This window comes from Paenibacillus tengchongensis, from assembly GCF_008973665.1.
Classification (GTDB): domain Bacteria; phylum Bacillota; class Bacilli; order Paenibacillales; family Paenibacillaceae; genus Paenibacillus_AQ; species Paenibacillus_AQ tengchongensis.
The window spans coordinates 271,426-288,265 of sequence record NZ_WACP01000006.1 but is presented as its reverse complement, the minus strand read 5'-3'; the positions used below and the strand labels follow the sequence as shown (position 1 = coordinate 288,265).

The 16,840-nt window shown below is 50.1% G+C and carries 15 protein-coding genes and 1 pseudogene; 12 read left to right on the top strand and 4 right to left on the bottom strand.

What is annotated here, in order from left to right:
• Nucleotides 1-67 precede the first annotated feature (67 nt).
• The 3 genes from F1381_RS12820 (at nt 68) to F1381_RS12810 (ending at nt 2,802) form a co-directional block, all read left to right on the top strand.
• A complete protein-coding gene (locus F1381_RS12820) occupies nt 68-952 on the top strand; it encodes an AraC family transcriptional regulator (protein ID WP_151735248.1) in 885 nt (294 codons plus the stop codon).
• Between the two features lie 734 nt (nt 953-1,686).
• Nucleotides 1,687-2,421, top strand: a complete 735-nt coding sequence (locus F1381_RS12815; protein WP_151735247.1) for a M12 family metallo-peptidase — start codon at nt 1,687-1,689, stop codon at nt 2,419-2,421.
• A gap of 63 nt (nt 2,422-2,484) precedes the next feature.
• On the top strand, nt 2,485-2,802 hold the full coding sequence (locus F1381_RS12810; RefSeq protein ID WP_151735246.1) for a putative periplasmic lipoprotein: 318 nt from the start codon (nt 2,485-2,487) through the stop codon (nt 2,800-2,802).
• Between the two features lie 412 nt (nt 2,803-3,214).
• Here F1381_RS12810 and F1381_RS29270 read toward each other — a convergent pair.
• Nucleotides 3,215-3,632, bottom strand: a pseudogene (locus F1381_RS29270) (IS110 family transposase); the annotation flags it as partial.
• A 235-nt stretch (nt 3,633-3,867) separates the two neighbouring features.
• Here F1381_RS29270 and F1381_RS12800 point away from each other — a divergent pair.
• Entirely contained in the window at nt 3,868-4,863 is a 996-nt protein-coding gene (locus F1381_RS12800) for a phosphotransferase enzyme family protein (protein WP_151735245.1), read from the top strand.
• Nucleotides 4,864-4,961: 98 nt separating this feature from the next.
• On the opposite strand, the gene F1381_RS12795 is transcribed toward F1381_RS12800, so the two are convergent.
• Both F1381_RS12795 and F1381_RS12790 read right to left on the bottom strand, forming a co-directional pair.
• The gene (locus tag F1381_RS12795; protein WP_187355321.1) at nt 4,962-5,240 is read right to left on the bottom strand and encodes a DUF2087 domain-containing protein; all 279 of its coding nucleotides are present in this window, start codon (nt 5,238-5,240) and stop codon (nt 4,962-4,964) included.
• Nucleotides 5,241-5,718: 478 nt separating this feature from the next.
• Complete coding sequence (locus F1381_RS12790; RefSeq protein ID WP_151735243.1) at nt 5,719-6,660, bottom strand: amidohydrolase family protein; 942 nt, start codon at nt 6,658-6,660, stop codon at nt 5,719-5,721.
• A gap of 115 nt (nt 6,661-6,775) precedes the next feature.
• On the opposite strand from F1381_RS12790, the gene F1381_RS12785 reads away from it, so the two are divergent.
• From F1381_RS12785 to F1381_RS12770, 4 genes are all read left to right on the top strand, one after another.
• Entirely contained in the window at nt 6,776-7,465 is a 690-nt protein-coding gene (locus F1381_RS12785) for a response regulator transcription factor (RefSeq protein ID WP_151735242.1), read from the top strand.
• Nucleotides 7,462-8,466, top strand: coding sequence for a sensor histidine kinase (locus F1381_RS12780; protein ID WP_151735241.1), 1,005 nt, complete (start codon nt 7,462-7,464; stop codon nt 8,464-8,466). Before F1381_RS12785 ends, F1381_RS12780 begins: the two co-directional genes overlap by 4 nt.
• A gap of 99 nt (nt 8,467-8,565) precedes the next feature.
• A complete protein-coding gene (locus F1381_RS12775) occupies nt 8,566-9,321 on the top strand; it encodes an ABC transporter ATP-binding protein (RefSeq protein ID WP_151735240.1) in 756 nt (251 codons plus the stop codon).
• Nucleotides 9,318-11,279, top strand: coding sequence for an ABC transporter permease (locus F1381_RS12770; protein WP_151735239.1), 1,962 nt, complete (start codon nt 9,318-9,320; stop codon nt 11,277-11,279). The genes F1381_RS12775 and F1381_RS12770 overlap by 4 nt, the downstream gene beginning before the upstream one ends.
• Nucleotides 11,280-11,424: 145 nt before the next feature.
• Here the strand turns inward: F1381_RS12770 and F1381_RS12765 are convergent, their stop codons facing one another.
• A complete protein-coding gene (locus F1381_RS12765) occupies nt 11,425-12,228 on the bottom strand; it encodes a lipase family protein (protein ID WP_151735238.1) in 804 nt (267 codons plus the stop codon).
• A 234-nt stretch (nt 12,229-12,462) separates the two neighbouring features.
• On the opposite strand from F1381_RS12765, the gene F1381_RS12760 reads away from it, so the two are divergent.
• The 4 genes from F1381_RS12760 (at nt 12,463) to F1381_RS12745 (ending at nt 16,824) form a co-directional block, all read left to right on the top strand.
• A complete protein-coding gene (locus F1381_RS12760; protein WP_222850436.1) occupies nt 12,463-13,323 on the top strand; it encodes a phosphotransferase in 861 nt (286 codons plus the stop codon).
• Between the two features lie 14 nt (nt 13,324-13,337).
• Complete coding sequence (locus F1381_RS12755; protein WP_151735236.1) at nt 13,338-13,610, top strand: hypothetical protein; 273 nt, start codon at nt 13,338-13,340, stop codon at nt 13,608-13,610.
• 74 nt (nt 13,611-13,684) lie between these two features.
• A complete protein-coding gene (locus tag F1381_RS12750; protein WP_151735235.1) occupies nt 13,685-14,848 on the top strand; it encodes a DUF6932 family protein in 1,164 nt (387 codons plus the stop codon).
• A 260-nt stretch (nt 14,849-15,108) separates the two neighbouring features.
• Nucleotides 15,109-16,824, top strand: coding sequence for an SGNH/GDSL hydrolase family protein (locus tag F1381_RS12745; RefSeq protein ID WP_246188008.1), 1,716 nt, complete (start codon nt 15,109-15,111; stop codon nt 16,822-16,824).
• The last annotated feature ends 16 nt before the right edge of the window (nt 16,825-16,840 follow it).

Below are 16,840 nucleotides of genomic sequence, written 5' to 3'. Positions count from 1 at the left end.
TGCACTGAATGTCGGACCCGAAGGGCCCCAGTCTGATAGATTGAATGTGAGGAAAGGAGTGGCTGCGGTGAATCCGTTGACCTGTATGAATGATGCTCTGGATTACGTAGAGGAACAGTTGGACGGGGAGATCGATTATCAGGAGGTGGCCCGAAGGGCTTTATGCTCGGAGTATCATTTCAAGCGGATGTTCTCGTTTCTGGCGGGTGTTCCGCTCTCCGAGTATATCCGGGCCCGGCGGCTTACACTGGCCGCGTTCGACCTGCAGGGCACGGCTCTGCGGATTATTGATATCGCTGTGAAATACGGATACCGCTCGCCGGATGCGTTCGCCAAAGCATTTCAACACTTCCATGGCGTAACGCCCTCGGAAGCAAGGGCGGCGGGCCAGCCGCTGAAGGCCTTTCCCCGCATGAGCTTTCAATTGACGATCAGAGGAGGCGGAGAAATGAAGTACCGGTTGGAAGAGAAGGAAGCATTCCGCATTGTCGGCTTGTACAAAAGAGTGCCGATTGTTTTTGAAGGGGTTAATCCCGGAATTGCCGCCATGTGGCAAAGTCTGAATCCGGAGCGTATCGCCGCGCTTAAGGGATTGTCCGATACGACACCGCAGGGGCTGCTCAGCGCTTCGGTGAATTTCTCGGAAGGGCGGATGGAGGAGAAGGGGGAGCTGGACCATTATATCGGTGTGGCTACGACCCGGGACTGTCCGCCGGAGTTCGAGCAGCTTGAGGTTGCAGCGTCTACCTGGGCAGTATTCGAGGCCGTGGGGCCGTTCCCGGACACGCTGCAAAATGTGTGGGGCCGGATCTATGCCGAGTGGTTTCCTACCTCCGGATATGAACTGGCAGAAGGTCCGGAAATTCTGTGGAACGAGAGCAAGGACACCTCGTTGCCGGACTACAGAAGTGAAATCTGGATACCGGTGAAGAAGCGGCCGGCTGGATTATAATGTCTTGATCCCAGTCAAATGACATCAAGTCCAGATGCTGGCGTCGGCAAGCCGCAGCGGTTGGAATAATCGACCGTTGCGGTGCGTCCACCTAGCGATAACGTTTATCCTAGTACCTTGACCAAGCCAAATCTAAGGATGATATACATCTACGTCCTTTTCCCGTGACGTGAACAAGCCGACAAACAGCCCAATCCGGCTGATCATTCTAAATGTAGGTTTCACCTGTACGGTGGTTTTTACCAGACTAGTACCTTGACCAATCAAAATTCAGGATACAAGCGCTATAACTCTCCCACTATAAATTAATATTTCCTCTTGTTTGCTCACTCGTTCTCAGGTTTTCATTCATTGACATTTCGAGAGTTGGAATAGTCATGTAAGGATTACATTATTCACCTGAAGAGACGGTGGCGGGAATAGAGAGTGGGGGAGTTGTCCCCAACCCCAAGTTACATGCTTTGATCGCACTTTGGATATCCACACCTGTCTCTTGACGGCTTTACCCTCCCATGTCACGCGGGGTCTTTGCCCTTTCATTCCTTCGTTCTGCCTCTCAAGAGGTCAACTCTTCCTCCTTGATATTCTCCCTTTCATACTCCTTGTATTTTGATTAAAGGAACACGCATATATCTCTCTTGCACATTTATGTGTTTTCCATAAATTTAATAATTCCCTATACTTGATATTAAGTTTTTGTATATACGCGACTTTAAAGTAATGGTAATTTTAAATTGTTACATAATTACCTATTTCAGGAGGCATACAGATTTAGAACATCGCATGAAAATTACACACCAAATGTTGAAAGATCTTCGATTGCTTCGGTATATGATGAAAACGGTAACATTGTCGGTACGCACATTATTGAAAAAAATATTTCAGATGCCGAGGAAAATAATATACAATCTCGTGCCGCTTCGGGTAGACTATGCAAAGTTTTAGTTGCTGTTGATGAGGAGTACCGCGCAAAACACAGCAATTGGATGTCATTAACTGAAAGTATAGTTGAGGCAGCAGACGATGCTTTTAACAGAGATTTTGGTATAGATTTAACGGTTACAGACTATCGCTATTGGACCTCTAGTGGCAGCAATGCCTATCAAACTCTTAATAATTTGATGTCTACATATTCTTCAAATAGTTATGACTTTGTAATTGGTTTTACAGCAGAAACTGATTTCATTGATAATTATGGTATTCAATTAGCCGGTAAAGCCCAAGATATAACCAGCAATCCTATGTACGGAAGCTATGCTGTAAACTGGGATCAGAATGACACTTACTCCGATTGGCACTCTTTGCAACATGAGATTTCTCATCTTTATTCGCTTCAACACGATATTCAGGGGCCGTCGCCTTTATGCATCATGAATTATGGAACTATTTATAGTACATCATCTTGGGATACAGACCACTATAACCAGCTTGCCGTAAGGGTAGGTTGGTATGGGACTAGCATAAACTAATCTTCATGAGCGCCACAAACTTAGTTTAGTGGCGCTTTTAAAAATTTCTGGAGGCTTAATACAATGAAAAAGCTTATTTTTATTTTATCTGTTTGCTTGCTTTTAATTGGATGTTCAAATGACAAAGTAACCAGTACCAATAATTCGTCCAATAGCGATCCGGTGACTTGGCTAACAATAGATGGGAATAAATACTATTACACAACTACTTACGACAGTATGGATGAGACCACTCTAATTGATACGGGAACCATAACTGACAGTGAAGATGGAATTCAGCTTGGTCTTAAAATCTATAAAAGCACTGCCTTCGAAGACCGCTATTTCATAAAAAACCAAGACTATGAAAACGCATGGCGAGAATATAAATTACGCGAATAAATTTGCGCCTGTAAACTCTTTTCTTTACATTATTCATTTCGCTTGTAAAATGCGGATTTTATTTACTACTTCTCGAACACTAATGACAATCCATAATTTAAGCCACGCTTAACGAAAGTCCATGTGCCTACAACTTCGCCGGAGATCAAAACTGCATTATGTTTTCTGTATCAAAAATCTATATTGAAACTCTTTTAGCCACTCAAACCCTCCCACTATAAATTAATATTTCCTCTTGTTTGCTCACTCGTTCTCAGGTTTTCATTCATTGACATTTCGAGAGTTGGAATAGTCATGTAAGGATTACATTATTCACCTGAAGAGACGGTGGCGGGAATAGAGAGTGGGGGAGTTTTCCCCAACCCAAAGTTACATGCTGTGATCGCACTTTGGATATCCATACCTGTCTCTTGTACTTCCCGTTACGCACTAAATCGGCAATGACTTTTGCATTTTTATAGTCGTTTTTCGTTGGTTAGTTGTCTTCCAGTTCTTTGCTTTTGTGTACATGATGCGGATTGACAATGACCACAGGGATGCCTTGTTTTCTCAAATACTCCGCTAGAGTGAATCAGCAGTGTCCGGTAGGCTCAATACCGAAGAGGACGTCACTCTTGGCATGCTCCTGCTGTAGCTCCTTCATCCACTGAACCAGTTGCTCCAGTCCGGTACGGGTATTGGAGAACACACAGTCCTTTCCCAGTTCAATCCCCCGAAAGTCGACGGCACGGGCTATGTGGGTTTCTTTAGAAATGTCTGCGCCTACGACAAGTGTCTTGTCAGAAATTCGTGTAATCCGTTGAGTCTGTTTTCGATTGTTTATACTTTATGTTGAGTGCCAAATCAAAGGACGTTATGCGCTGCCATCACCTGTTCTTACTGGCAAGTTAGATGGTCCATAGCTGCAATTTGGCGCGCTCAAGGTCATAGTTAAATAAAGGAACTGTCCCAGACAACCATTTCATGGCTTACGGGACAGTCACCCATACTTGATTGTTCTAATTCATCGTTCTTAGTATAGTGAAGACATCAAGCAGGTGAAATGGAGCAGAGGAGAATCGTCATATGAAGCCTATAGTGGAAGATGATCCGGATGTTTTGTACCAGGAACTCGAAAGCAGCTGTAAACATTATTTTGGACTGGACGTCCAGAAAGCCGTGCAGATCAAACGCGGATGGCTGAATCTGAAATGGAAGCTCGAAACGAGCTCCGGGGTGTATTTGCTGAAGCAGTATAACGCCGGGCGGCTGAAGAAATACAGTCTGGAGGATTTGCGCGACGCGCTGCAATTCCACCAGCAATTACAGGCAGAAGGAGTGGCATGTCCCCGTCTTCTGACGCATAATGGTGAGATTATGCAAGTTACAGAGAGCGGACAGCTCTTCGTCGTAATGGAGTACTGCCCGGGATATACGGTGCGGCCCGGCACGGCCAAGGAGAGCCAAATGTATGCATTAGGCTGTCAGACGGGGAGAATGCACCGGCTGCTGAACGATAACGCTCCGCTGCCTTACAAGGAGCCGCAATTCTTGCCACCCGGCAAAGAAGCCAGAGTGATTTATTGGAAGAATGCCTGCAAGGAAGCGGAGGCGGACGGCAAGGCTTGGCTTGCAGAAATCATGGAGCTGCAGCTAAAGGCTACAGAGGCGTTTGATCTGACGGTACTGGGTAATGTGGCTAAAGGGCTCGCACACCGGGACCTGTGGGTGGACAATATACTGTTCGAGGAGGACGGGCTCTCGGCCATTTTGGACTTTGACCGGCTGCGCTACGATTATCCCGAGCTGGACCTTGCCCGGGCGGTGATCTCATGCTCGCTTCAGGAAACCGGCTTCCAGACTGACAAGGTCAAGGCTTGCCTTGAAGGCTACCGGAAGGAACAGAGCTTCGCCAAGGGTAAGCTGGCAGAGTCATTGCGGATGCTCTGGTATATGGAGAGCGAATGGTGGATTAACAGGGAGATGGACCGGCACAGTGCGTCACCGGCCAGATTTGCCGAAGAAATGCTGTGGCTTTCCCGTCATCACCGGCAGCTTGATGAGCTGTTCGGAAATATATGAGTGCAGCCCATTAAAGCCAAACAAGATCGAATACTTCCGCTTCAAAAAAAGGGCAGGGGAAACGCCATCGTTTCTCCTGCCGCTTCTAATGCTTACATTCACTCGCTCTCCGCTTCCTGCCGGGGCTTCCAGTACACGCGCCCGTCGCCGGTCCGTTCGAGGACATGATAATCCACGAGCTCCCGCCTCAGATAACAATGATCGTTGTACGTATGATTCTGCTTGATGATCTCATTGACTTCCGCCTCGCTATACTCCACTTCATTGTTGAACTTTGAACCCAGATATTCGATCACCAGCTTCTGGTTGCTGCGCTTGGCGGGCCAACTGCGGATTTTGCGCTCATGGTCCAGAAAATTGTCCAATTTAGTGCCCATCCTAATTCTCCCTTCTTGTGTACAGTACATGAACTTACAAAACTAATTATACATATATCTAATTAGAATTCAATCGAATTTAATAACTGCCAATGGGGAAGCCTGGGACGCGTTCGCCGATAGGGCGGCTGAGGGCAGCAATGCCGCTGTACGTCTGGTCTATTACCAGGAGAGTGTGCTTGAAGGGCCATACTTCCAGGATGTGTTCTTCCAGGATGAACAGTACTACCTATTTGATAGCTCTGCGGAGCGGCAGACCAAAGAGCCCTTCCATATCTGTTGAGCCTGGAAGGGCAGTTCGGTAATCCATCCCGCCTGAACGGGGTTATTGTGCTGGCGCGCGATTCGCAGCTCACTTTCGAGGATGTTATGCATACCTTCTTTTCCAGTACCTTAGATCCAGAGGCAAGAAGCAGGTTTAAGTTAGTCCGCTTCTATACACCAGAGAGTTCAGCGGCCCTTGAATAGCTTCCGTCAGCTAATCCTGAACCAGTAACCCGGTTTCCCGGACCCGGTTAAGCTCCTCGGCAGTCATCAGGCCGCACCGATATAAATTCATATACTCCTGTGACACGCTCTGATTAAAGATCAGCAGATCATCGCTATTGACCGTAACCGGCACCCCATTATCGAACAGCTTACGGATGGGATGGGAGGCATAGCTCTCCGCCACACCCAGCATCACATTGCTGGTGGGACACACGTTCAGCCGGATGCGGTGATCCGCCAGCCAGTGCATGATCTGCGGAGACTTCGCCGCCGCAACACCGTGATGCACCTCGTGCAGCTCCAGCTCCTCGACCGCTTTCATCACATCATCAGCGCTGCCGAACTCCCCGACATGTGCCTTCAGCACGAGCCCTGCGGCTTTGGCTTTCCGGTAGATTCGCTTGAACTTGTTAACGGGCGCAGCGAGTTCGTCACAGCATATGTCTACGGAGCGGAACCACCCGTACCCCAATATCTCATCCAGCCGTTCGAAGACCGCATCCGCATTACACGCCCGGTCAAAAGCCAGCTCGGGAAGAAAGCGGGTATCCGTAGCGTACCGCTCGCGGAAACCGTTCATCGTCTTCATGAAGGATTCCATACCGCCCAAAGCATCAATTTCGTCTATGCCAAAGCTTAGCGCCAGCAGCGAGATCCGGTCTTCACCGGCCTGCACGAACGAAGCCTCCACCCGTTTCAGGTATCCCGGAGTGCCGGGACATACACTTTTGACATGAGAATTGAACCAATTCGCCATGCCTCCCAGCGAGTCGAACACAGCTGGAGGCGGCTCAACCTTCACGCCTGCCCACTCCTCAATGTAGCGGATGCTGCCCCCTCGTCCAGCATGGTTGTGCAGATCGCTCTTGGGCACGTTCTGTACTCCCTGCAGTGATCCGCTCTCCAATGAATCCATGAATTGCTGTTTCATCTCATCCCTCCGTTATGATCAATTGTCCAATCGGTGACGATTATGATAGGCTGTGTTATGTAGAGAATGTTTTAGTTATACGCAAGTTCCATATAATGGTTTCTCCGGAGGTCCCATGTTCAAAATCATGCTGATCGAAGACGACATTACGTTATACAGCGAAATTAAGGAGCGCTTAACCCAGTGGGGCTATGAAGTACATGGTATCAGCGACTTCGGCAAAGTGATGCAGGAGTTCGCGGCGGTGAAGCCGGAGCTGGTGGTGATTGATATCCAGCTGCCGCAATACGACGGCTTTCACTGGTGCCGCATGCTGCGGGCGCATTCCAATGTGCCGATTATCTTCCTCTCCTCGCGGGATCATCCGAGTGATATGGTGATGGCTATGCAGTTTGGCGCAGATGATTTTATGCAGAAGCCGTTTCATTTCGAGGTGCTGGTCGCCAAGATTCAGGCCACGCTGCGCAGGGTGTACAATTACAGCACGGAAGCAACGCTGCTGAAGACATGGCGGGGAGCAACCATTGAATACGGAAAGAATACCGTAAGCAGCGGGAGCGGGTCGATTCTGCTGACTAAGAATGAAATGTTCATTCTGCGGATCCTTGCAGAGCGCAAGAATCAAATCGTAAGCCGCGAGGACCTGATCAAAGAACTGTGGGACAATGAGCATTTCGTCAGCGACAACACCTTGACCGTAAATGTGAACCGGCTGCGCAAGAAGCTGGAGCCGCTCGGCCTCGACGCTTTCATCGAGACGAAGGTCGGACAAGGGTATATGGCGACGGAAGAGGAAGCCCTATGATCCTGAAATACATACAAGAGAAACGGAGCTGGCTGCTTCTGCTGGGAGGCCTGCAGCTGCTGATCCTGTTTATAGCCTATATCGATGCGTCTATCCCTTTTCTGCCGGTGCTTTATATTGTCATGCTTAATGTGCTGATCTGTGCGGTGTTTCTGCTGTTCAGATATTCACGGGAGACACGGTTCTATGCCCGAATGGCCGCCTGGGACGAGGTTTATGAGCTGGGGGCGATCTCGGGTGCCGAAAGTCCCTTCCAGGAAATCGTCCAGGAAGCTGTGGAAGGTCAAACGGCCCGTTACCGAAGAGAGGCTGAGGAGAACATTCAACTGCTGGAGCAGGAGAAGGATGAGCTGTTAGCCTGGATTCATGAAGTGAAGACGCCGCTGACTGCCATGCAGCTGATGATCGAACGGATTCCGGATGAACCGTTGCAGACCCGTCTGAATTATGAGTGGTTGCGGATTAATCATCTGCTGGACCAGCAGTTGCACCAGAAGCGCATTCCGTTCATGCGCAACGACCTGTTCATCGAACGGACCAGGCTGGAGCCGATTCTCCATGCCGAGATCCGGGCGCTGAAGTCGTGGTGCATCCCGAAGGGCATCGGCTTCGATGTATCGCTTGAGGCGGAAGAGGTACTTACGGACGGCAAGTGGCTTGGGTTCATCCTGCGCCAGCTGCTGACGAACAGCGTCAAATACAGCGAGGCGTCTGATATTACGATTGAAAGCAGACTAGAGCATGAGCATGTTGTGCTGACCATAACCGACCAGGGCAGAGGCATCGAAGCCAAGGACCTGCCGCGCATTTTCGAGAAAGGCTTCACCTCCTCCGCCGGACGGCAGGAAGGGGCGGCTACCGGGATGGGGCTTTATTTGGCGAAGCAGGTGACAGAGGAGCTTCTGATCAGGATCGGGGTGACGTCTGCCGCCGGACAAGGCAGCAGCTTTACACTAACTTTTCCGCGGGAGAACGATTTCGTGCGGATAACGGGCATGTGACAACAATGTCACATGCTCCTTCATTTTGTTCGGGGAATCGCAGGATAAATCCGCCGCATCCGCTTAAGATGGAACTATAGAAAAGGAGTGGATGAACAAGTGGCAATCCTACAGGCTAATAAAATTTACAAAACATACGGCAACAAATTCAACAAGCAGGAGGTGTTAAAAGGCATCGACCTGACCGTGGAAAAGGGCGAATTTGTCGGCATTATGGGCGCTTCCGGCTCCGGCAAGACGACCCTGCTGAACGTGCTCTCCTCCATAGACCGGGTTACCCGGGGGACGATTGAAATCGAAGGCAAGGAATTCACGGCGATGAAGGAGAAGCAGCTGGCTGAATTCCGCAAGCAGCATCTCGGGTTTATTTTTCAGGATTACAATCTGCTGGACACGCTGACGGTCAAGGAAAATGTACTGCTGCCGCTGTCGATTACCGGGATCTCGAAGAAGGATGCACACCGCAAGTTCGAGCAGGTGGCCGGGGAGCTGGGCATTTATGAGCTGAAGGATAAATATCCTGCCGAAATTTCCGGCGGGCAGAAGCAGCGGACGAGCGCGGCGCGGGCGTTTGTGCATGATCCGGGGATTATTTTTGCCGATGAGCCGACCGGGGCGCTGGATTCCAAATCTGCCTCTGACCTGCTGAACAAGCTGGCCGACATGAACCAGAAGCATCAGGCGACGATAGTAATGGTAACGCATGACCCTGCAGCCGCCAGCTATTGCAGCCGGGTGGTGTTCATCCGCGACGGACAGGTATATACCCAGCTGAACAAGGGCGAGGAGGCCCGGCAGTCGTTTTTGGGTGACATCATCAAGACCCAAGGCGTGCTGGGCGGTGTCCAGCAATGAGCCTGAATGTAATCATCCTGCGCAATCTGAAAAAGAACATCAAGAACTACTATCTCTACGTCTTCGCGCTGGTGTTCGGGGTGGCGCTGTACTTCTCCTTCGTAACGCTAAAATATGATCCTTCCCTGGATGTAATGGAGGGTACGATCAAAGGCGGAGCAGCCATAGGTGCCTCTTCGGTGCTGCTGATCGCCATCGTTGCGATCTTCCTGCTGTATGCCAACACCATTTTCATCAAACGGCGCAGTAAGGAGATCGGTTTGTTCCAGCTGATCGGTCTGACCAAAGGACGGATCTTCAAGCTGCTGAGCGCCGAGAACCTGATTCTTTATTTCGGGTCGATGGTGCTGGGGATATTGGCCGGCTTTGCCGGTTCCCGCCTGATCCTGATGATTTTGTTTAAAATCCTTGATATTGAAGTGGCAGCGAAGCTGCGTTTCTCTATAGAAGCTCTGCAGCAGACCGTTATTGTGTTCGCTGCCATATATGTGCTCATTATGCTGATGAACTATATGTTTATCAAAGGGCAGAGCATTCTCTCGCTGTTCCGGGTGAACTCCACCGCAGAGGAACGTGTGCGCAAGATGCCGATCCGGGAGATTATCATGGGGGTGCTCGGCATCGCCTTTATTCTCGGCGGATATTACATCTCTACCCAGCTGTTCGGCGGCAAGTTCGTCGATATGGCAGAGCTGATGGCGGCGATGATTGCCATTCTGGCCCTCGTTATTATCGGGACCTATCTGTTCTATAAAGGCTCGGTCAGCTTCGTATTCAACCTGATCCGCAAGCGTAAAAAGGGCTACCTGTCGATTAACGAGGTCTTGTCGCTGTCTTCCATTATGTTCCGGATGAAATCGAATGCGCTGCTGCTGACGATCATTACGACCGTATCGGCACTCGCCATCGGACTACTGTCCCTGAGCTATATTTCATATTATTCGGCGGAAGCGCAGGCAAGGGAGAGCTCGCCGCAGGACTTCGGGTATGTGAACCCCGAAGTGAAGGAGCAGTTCACGGCTGCGCTGGATCAGGCGGGAATCAAGTATGAGGAGCTTTACATTCCTGTTTTTTATACATCCGTGGATGCGGCGCAAGTGATGGGCAAAACGGTGTATCAGAAAGATGAAGACAAACAAATTCACACAGCCGTTATTAGCGACAGCAGCCTTGGGAATGTAGATGTAAAGCCCGGGGAGACGCGCCTGATGGGACTTAGCGGTGCTCTGAAAAACTTCATGCCAATGAAGGAGACGGGAGAACTGGGCTTCTGGACTGCGGAAGGTAAAGTTCCGATGAAGCTGAACGGAATCACCAGTGAAGCAGTAATGCCTTATCGCTTCGGGGGCGGAAGCGGTGTATTCGTAGTCGATGAAGCGGATTATCAGAAGCTGGTTAAGGTTAGCTACCCTTCTTCGCAAAAGAATGTTCCAACCGAGTACTATGGCCTGAATCTGAAGGACCGCGGACAGATGAAGCAGGCGTACGAAATCTACACCGCCCAGGAGAGCACCGGGGATAAAGACCACGCCTTGAGACTCACCAGCTTCTCACAGTATGAGTTTGAAATCAACCAGCGCACCAGCATGGGCATGATCATGTTCATCGTCGGCTTCCTGGGGCTCACCTTCCTCATCACATCAGGCTGTATCCTCTATTTCAAGCAGATGGACGAGGGGGAAGAGGAGAAGGGCGGCTATACGATCCTTCGCAAGCTGGGCTTTACCCAGGGCGATCTGCTGCGGGGCATCCAGTTCAAGCAGCTGTTCAATTTCGGCATTCCGCTGATCGTCGGCTTATTCCACAGCTATTTCGCCGTCAAATCGGGCTGGTTCTTGTTCGGCACGGAAATGCTGACACCGACGGTCATTGTCATGGTGCTCTACACAGTGCTGTATTCAATCTTCGGTCTGCTGTCTGTGGTTTATTATAAGCGTGTAATCAGAGAATCGCTGTAACGGTAAAAATACTTATGTGTTATGGGCGGCTCCCTCTTCGGCAGCCGCCCGTCAAAGGAATGAACCGGCCCGCCGTCTTGACGGCTGCGGCCGGTTTTTTTTATTCCCGAGTGTTATCCCTCATATGCCATCGGAGAATGACGAGTTACAATATCTGGAGAATGCGGGCTGTGGGAGACGGACAGAAGCCCGGATTGGCTAAGTGTAATTCTTCCGTAAACTGCGGGTCTAATTTGGACAGCTCGGCGAAATAGCTGCTGATGATATGGTTAAGGCCGATGGCGCCGTTCTGGAAGGGCAGGGAGTACAGCGGACGCACGTGGCTGTAAACATATTTCTTCTCCCGCTTCGGCAGCTTGTAGACGGTAGGCGGTGCGTGTACGACAATGTCGAACGGATTCGCATAGCGGAAGATGGCGGAGGCATAGCTTCCGGCGGCTTTTGCGAAGTCGGGGTCCCCGACGCGGGGAGAGCCGTACGTGTAGAGAAACGGCGGAAGGTGGCCGGTGTTAGCCGCAACATCTGCGGCACAGAGCGTTGCGAGGGCTGCCCCGAGGCTGTGGCCCGTGATGTAGAGGCTCTTGCCGGCCGGCAGCTCCCGCAGTGCGGACAATATGCCTTGCCGGGCCGAGCTGTAGATGTTCGTAAACCCGCGGTGGGTGAGGACAGCTTCCTTGATGTACTTGAACCGCTTCTGGGAGGCGATCATGTCGGAAACCCAGTCGGTAGCCGAGCTGGTCCCCCGGAAAGCGACGATGAGGGCTTCGGCGGATTCAAGGATGAATCCGAAGCGCTCCTTAACGCCGGCGATGGATACGGCTTCAATGGTTGCTGTCTGTGTATAGCCGCGCGGAATCACAAACGCCCCGTCCGCATTGCTGTACTGGGCATAGGTCTGGGCGCAGATCGCCGCCAGAAAGATCGCCCACTTGTTCTCTGCCTTGCCCACCCCGACTCCCCCTTTTACTATCTGTGTATGACACGGGCGGAGAATGGGTGACTGTCCCTGTTCAGATTTAGTCTTAGCACGTGCAAGCGTTATGATGAAATGGAGGGAATTAAGCTGTCACTGACAGAGAAGCAATGGACACATATAATGCAGAGCAACGGAATCCTTGGGGGCATCCGCAGCGGAGAAGCTATAGTCCGGGGGAGGGCGGTTTTACGGCCTTTTAACCTGCTAATGGAAGGTGGAGCATCGCTGCACCTTCTGGAAAAGACCACCTCATCCCGGACGGAGCCGGTAGAGAATGCGATGTACCGGTTCTTCAGCGGCAAAAAAGTCCGTATCCCCAAAATATTTTATAATACATTCGATGCTGCAGCTGAGGAAGGTGTACTGCTGATGGAAGACCTGGCGCCGACCCACCGCAATATTGCAGACTGGAATGCACCGCTTGCTGCCGGGGCGCTGACTGATCTGCTGGGGCTGATCGCGGAATTTCATGCCTGCGGCTGGGGACAGGCCGATTTGCCGCTGCCGGAGCACCTGGGGAGTCTCGGGAACTATATGCAGCATCTGAATTATCTCGAACGGGATTATGCGTATTTCCGGCAGCATTGTGCTTTCAGGCTGGGGGCGGAAGAGCATGCGCTGTACGAGCACTGTTTGCGCAGACTGCAGGAGCACGCCGGCCGTCATATTGACCGCATTCACGCCAGACATCATACTGCATACATTCACGGGGATTTAAACGCCTGCAATGTATTGTATCCTGCGGTTCCCGGCGCATTGCCGGTATTGATTGATCTGGAAGCGGTGCGGACCGGGCTTTGTTCTGAGGATCTTGTGATGCTCTTCGTGCACGATTTTCATCATGGCGAAGCGCAGACGATGGCAATCCTGCAGCAATATTATGATATTTTACACGCCGGACTGGTGCAAACCTATCCTTGGGAGCAGTTTATGGAGGATATGCGGTGGTCGCTGATGGAAGGACTGTTTTTTCCGGCGAAGCTGCTTGCGCATGAAGGGGTGCAGGACGAGGAGCTGGCGTGGAAATCCATCGAGGCCTGCCGCGCACTGCTGGAGGCAACCGGATAAGGGGGATGAACGGAATGAAGAGAATGATCGGCGGCATCGCCTTTTTACTGTTCGGGCTGGTGCTGTATGTTAGTATGCACAATCAGGCGGTGGAACAATTGCCCGCTATAGGCAGCTGGCCGGCAAAAGGGAAGATGTGGCAAGCTCTTGTAGAGACCCACGGATTAACCCCGACTTACATTGCCATCGCCTTTTGTATTGCGGGCACTTTGCTGATTCTATGGGATATCGCTGAAGATTATGTGGGGCCGCTGCAGGAGCTGAGGAATAAATACAAAGACAAATGAGCCTCCGAAGTCATTTTATGGGATATAATGTTCTATGAATTTTTTTGATAACATACATAGCGGGGGGTGGATGAATGCCTATACCTGACTTTAATAAGAATGGATATCTACCGAAAGGTTTGCATAAATGCAGTAGTAATGAATTTTATCAAAGATTTTGTGTTGCTACTGTTAATAAACCTGGCCGGGAAGAACGACTAGATGGGATTATACGAGAGCAAATGAAGGATATTTTTGAAGAGATGCTCTATTTTGCAGCGCAGAGAGGCTCAAAGATGATCATTTTCGGTGGATCCTTTATAACAAATCAACCTTATCCGGATGATATTGATTGTATAATCATAGTTCCTAACGAAAAATGCATCCCATCCAAAAGTGAAACATTTATTGTATCGAATTGTAAAATTGATGCTATTTTTATTACTGAAGATAATGAGGAAAATATATATAGAATGATAAATTTATTTTCCAGGAATCGCTTCAACATGGAAGTTGGTTTAGTGGGTGTGCTGGTTGACGATTCGGAAGATATCACAGATTATGATGATTATGATGAGTTCTACAACCTAGAGTCGCATCTTGAAGATATGCTTATTTACACTTCAAGACACATAATAACCGGATATCAGAAGAAGGGGCTTCTGATTACTATACATGGACTGAATACTTATGCGGAATGGAATTATGAGCTAGCTCCTATTGTAAGCTCAGACCATTGGATATTTGCCCCTTTCAGATATGGAAATGTAAAGTCACCACTTCTTAAAGATGGTAAGAAAATTATTGAGCAGTTCCGGGATTGGGTTTACGAAATAAAGACTAGATATAGAATGAATCCTTCGGTAATTGCCCATAGTTACGGTACATTCGTCTTGGCATCATATCTACATCTAACTAATTCTAAACCGGCGGTTACTTTTAACGATATCATACTTACAGGGTCTATTCTTAGTCCTCATTTTGATTGGAAAAGCTGTTTTGATTCCGGATCAGTGAAACGTGTATATAACTTAATTGCGCCTAATGATCCGTGGGTCCCCCATATTGAAAAAATAAAGTGGATTAATAATCATCCGCTTTATGGCAACTCAGGGGTAACAGGATTTGAAGTACCTGAAGATTTAGCCATTTTTCAAGAAGAACGTATACCTCTATTCGATCATTCAAGTATGTTGAAAAGAGATGTATTCGAGCAAAAGGTCATGCGCTTTCTAAACGCCTCAAGACTTATTCAATAGCCTGCATGGGAAGAAGGGAATCGGAAGCTATACCGTGGTATTCAGGGCTGTTGAATTCAAAAGAAGATCAATACAATTAAAAGGTCTTCCCGTAAAGGGATGGCCTTAACCGATTAGACTCATCAATTTTTCGGGTAAATGCTTTACTTTACATCTGATAAGGTACATATACTGTTTGCTACAATATAGTGAATCCCGTTGACAATACACAAATTTTTGTTAATGGAAACGTATACATGTGCGAAAGAAGGTTATTTCCTTTGAAAAAAAATCAAACAGAGCCGGCAGGTCCGGCCGCCCCCAAAGACCCGGAGCAGCGGCGGAACGGGGTTTACCTTCTTTATGAGGCCGATATTGAAGCCACCGCCCGCAGCGGCGGCCGCCCTTCGCAGGAAGTTTATCTTGATAACGGCAGGCTTGCAGATAAAGCCAGATACACCGGCGGCGTCAGCGATGAGGTGATCTTGCAGCTGCTCACAAGCTGCAGCGGTCTGCGGAAGCTGGTACACAGCATCGGAGTCAGCGTCAAGGCGGCGGAGCCTGTAATCTTTGTATGGCATAACTGGGGAAGAACTTCAACGTATGAAACCGGAACACAGGTCCGCATTACCTGTCCGGGTGACGGCAGAGAGGTTCAGATTCCTCTGGCAGATATCCGGTGGTCGGATGACGACGATGTTCCCGGTAAGCTCGGATTTGAGTTCGCCGAGCCGGGAGCGCTGGGCAGGGCAAGCGTAATCTTCTATTTGAACGATGGTTACGAGGTTCCGGACATCGAAATGGAGCCGCCGGTGGCGTTCGGCTCGGCGGAATATCAGACAATGATTACGAGGTCACTGCTGCAGGCCGGCAACAACCGCCGTTTAAAGCTGGCGCTGGACAAGGCAGCCCGTGGCGAACAGACCACTATTGCCTATATTGGCGGATCGATTACCCAGGGGGCTGGAGCCAAACCGATTCATACGGGCTGTTATGCTTACCAGTCCTATATGCGGCTTAAGGAATTGCTCGATCCGGAGGGCCGGGGCCATATCCGGTTCGTGAAAGCGGGAGTCGGCGGAACCCCATCGGAGCTTGGTGTGATCCGCTATGAGCGGGATGTTACGCGGGACGGCGCCATCATGCCCGATATCGTGGTCGTTGAATTCGCAGTCAATGACGAAGGGGATGAGACCAAGGGGAATTGTTACGAGAGCCTGTGCCGGAAAATATTGTCGGCCTCCAACCGTCCCGCGGTAATTCTGCTGTTCAGCGTGTTCGTTAACGACTGGAATCTGCAGGACCGGCTGTCTCCTGTAGGCTTTCATTACGACCTGCCGATGGTCAGCGTCAAAGACGCCGTCACGGAGCAGTTCCGGTTATCGAAAGCGGAGGGTAACGTCATTTCCAAAAGACAATTCTTCTACGACAGCTATCACCCGACGACGGACGGCCACCGGGTCATGGCGGACTGCTTGGTTCACCTGTTCGCCGAAGCCGCCAAAGGGCCGCTGGACGAACATGATATCCGGCTGGACCTGGAGCCGGTAATCGGCAATGACTATGCTGGTATCCGTCTGCTGGACCGGCGGGACAATACCGGCCGGGCTAGTATTGAAGCGGGCGGCTTCACGGAGACGGATCGGGAGCTACAGATGGTGGAAAGGGACGATCAACCCGGCGGGACTCCGCAATTTCCGTACAACTGGATGCATACCCCGGCCTCGGGCGGCGAAAGCTTCAGCTTGACGATCAATGCCCGTAATCTGATCCTGGTCTACAAGGATTCCGGCAGCCCGGAGTTTGGGCGCGCGGATATTTATGTAGACGGCAATTTCGTCCGTACCGCTGATCCTCATGAGAACAACTGGACCCACTGTAATCCGCTGATTCTGTTTCAGCACCGGGATCGCAGGGAGCACCGGATCGAAATCCGCATGACGCCCGGAGAAGAGGAGAAATGCTTTACGATCCTGGGGTTCGGGTATACGGAGTAGATTAGCTGCCAATATC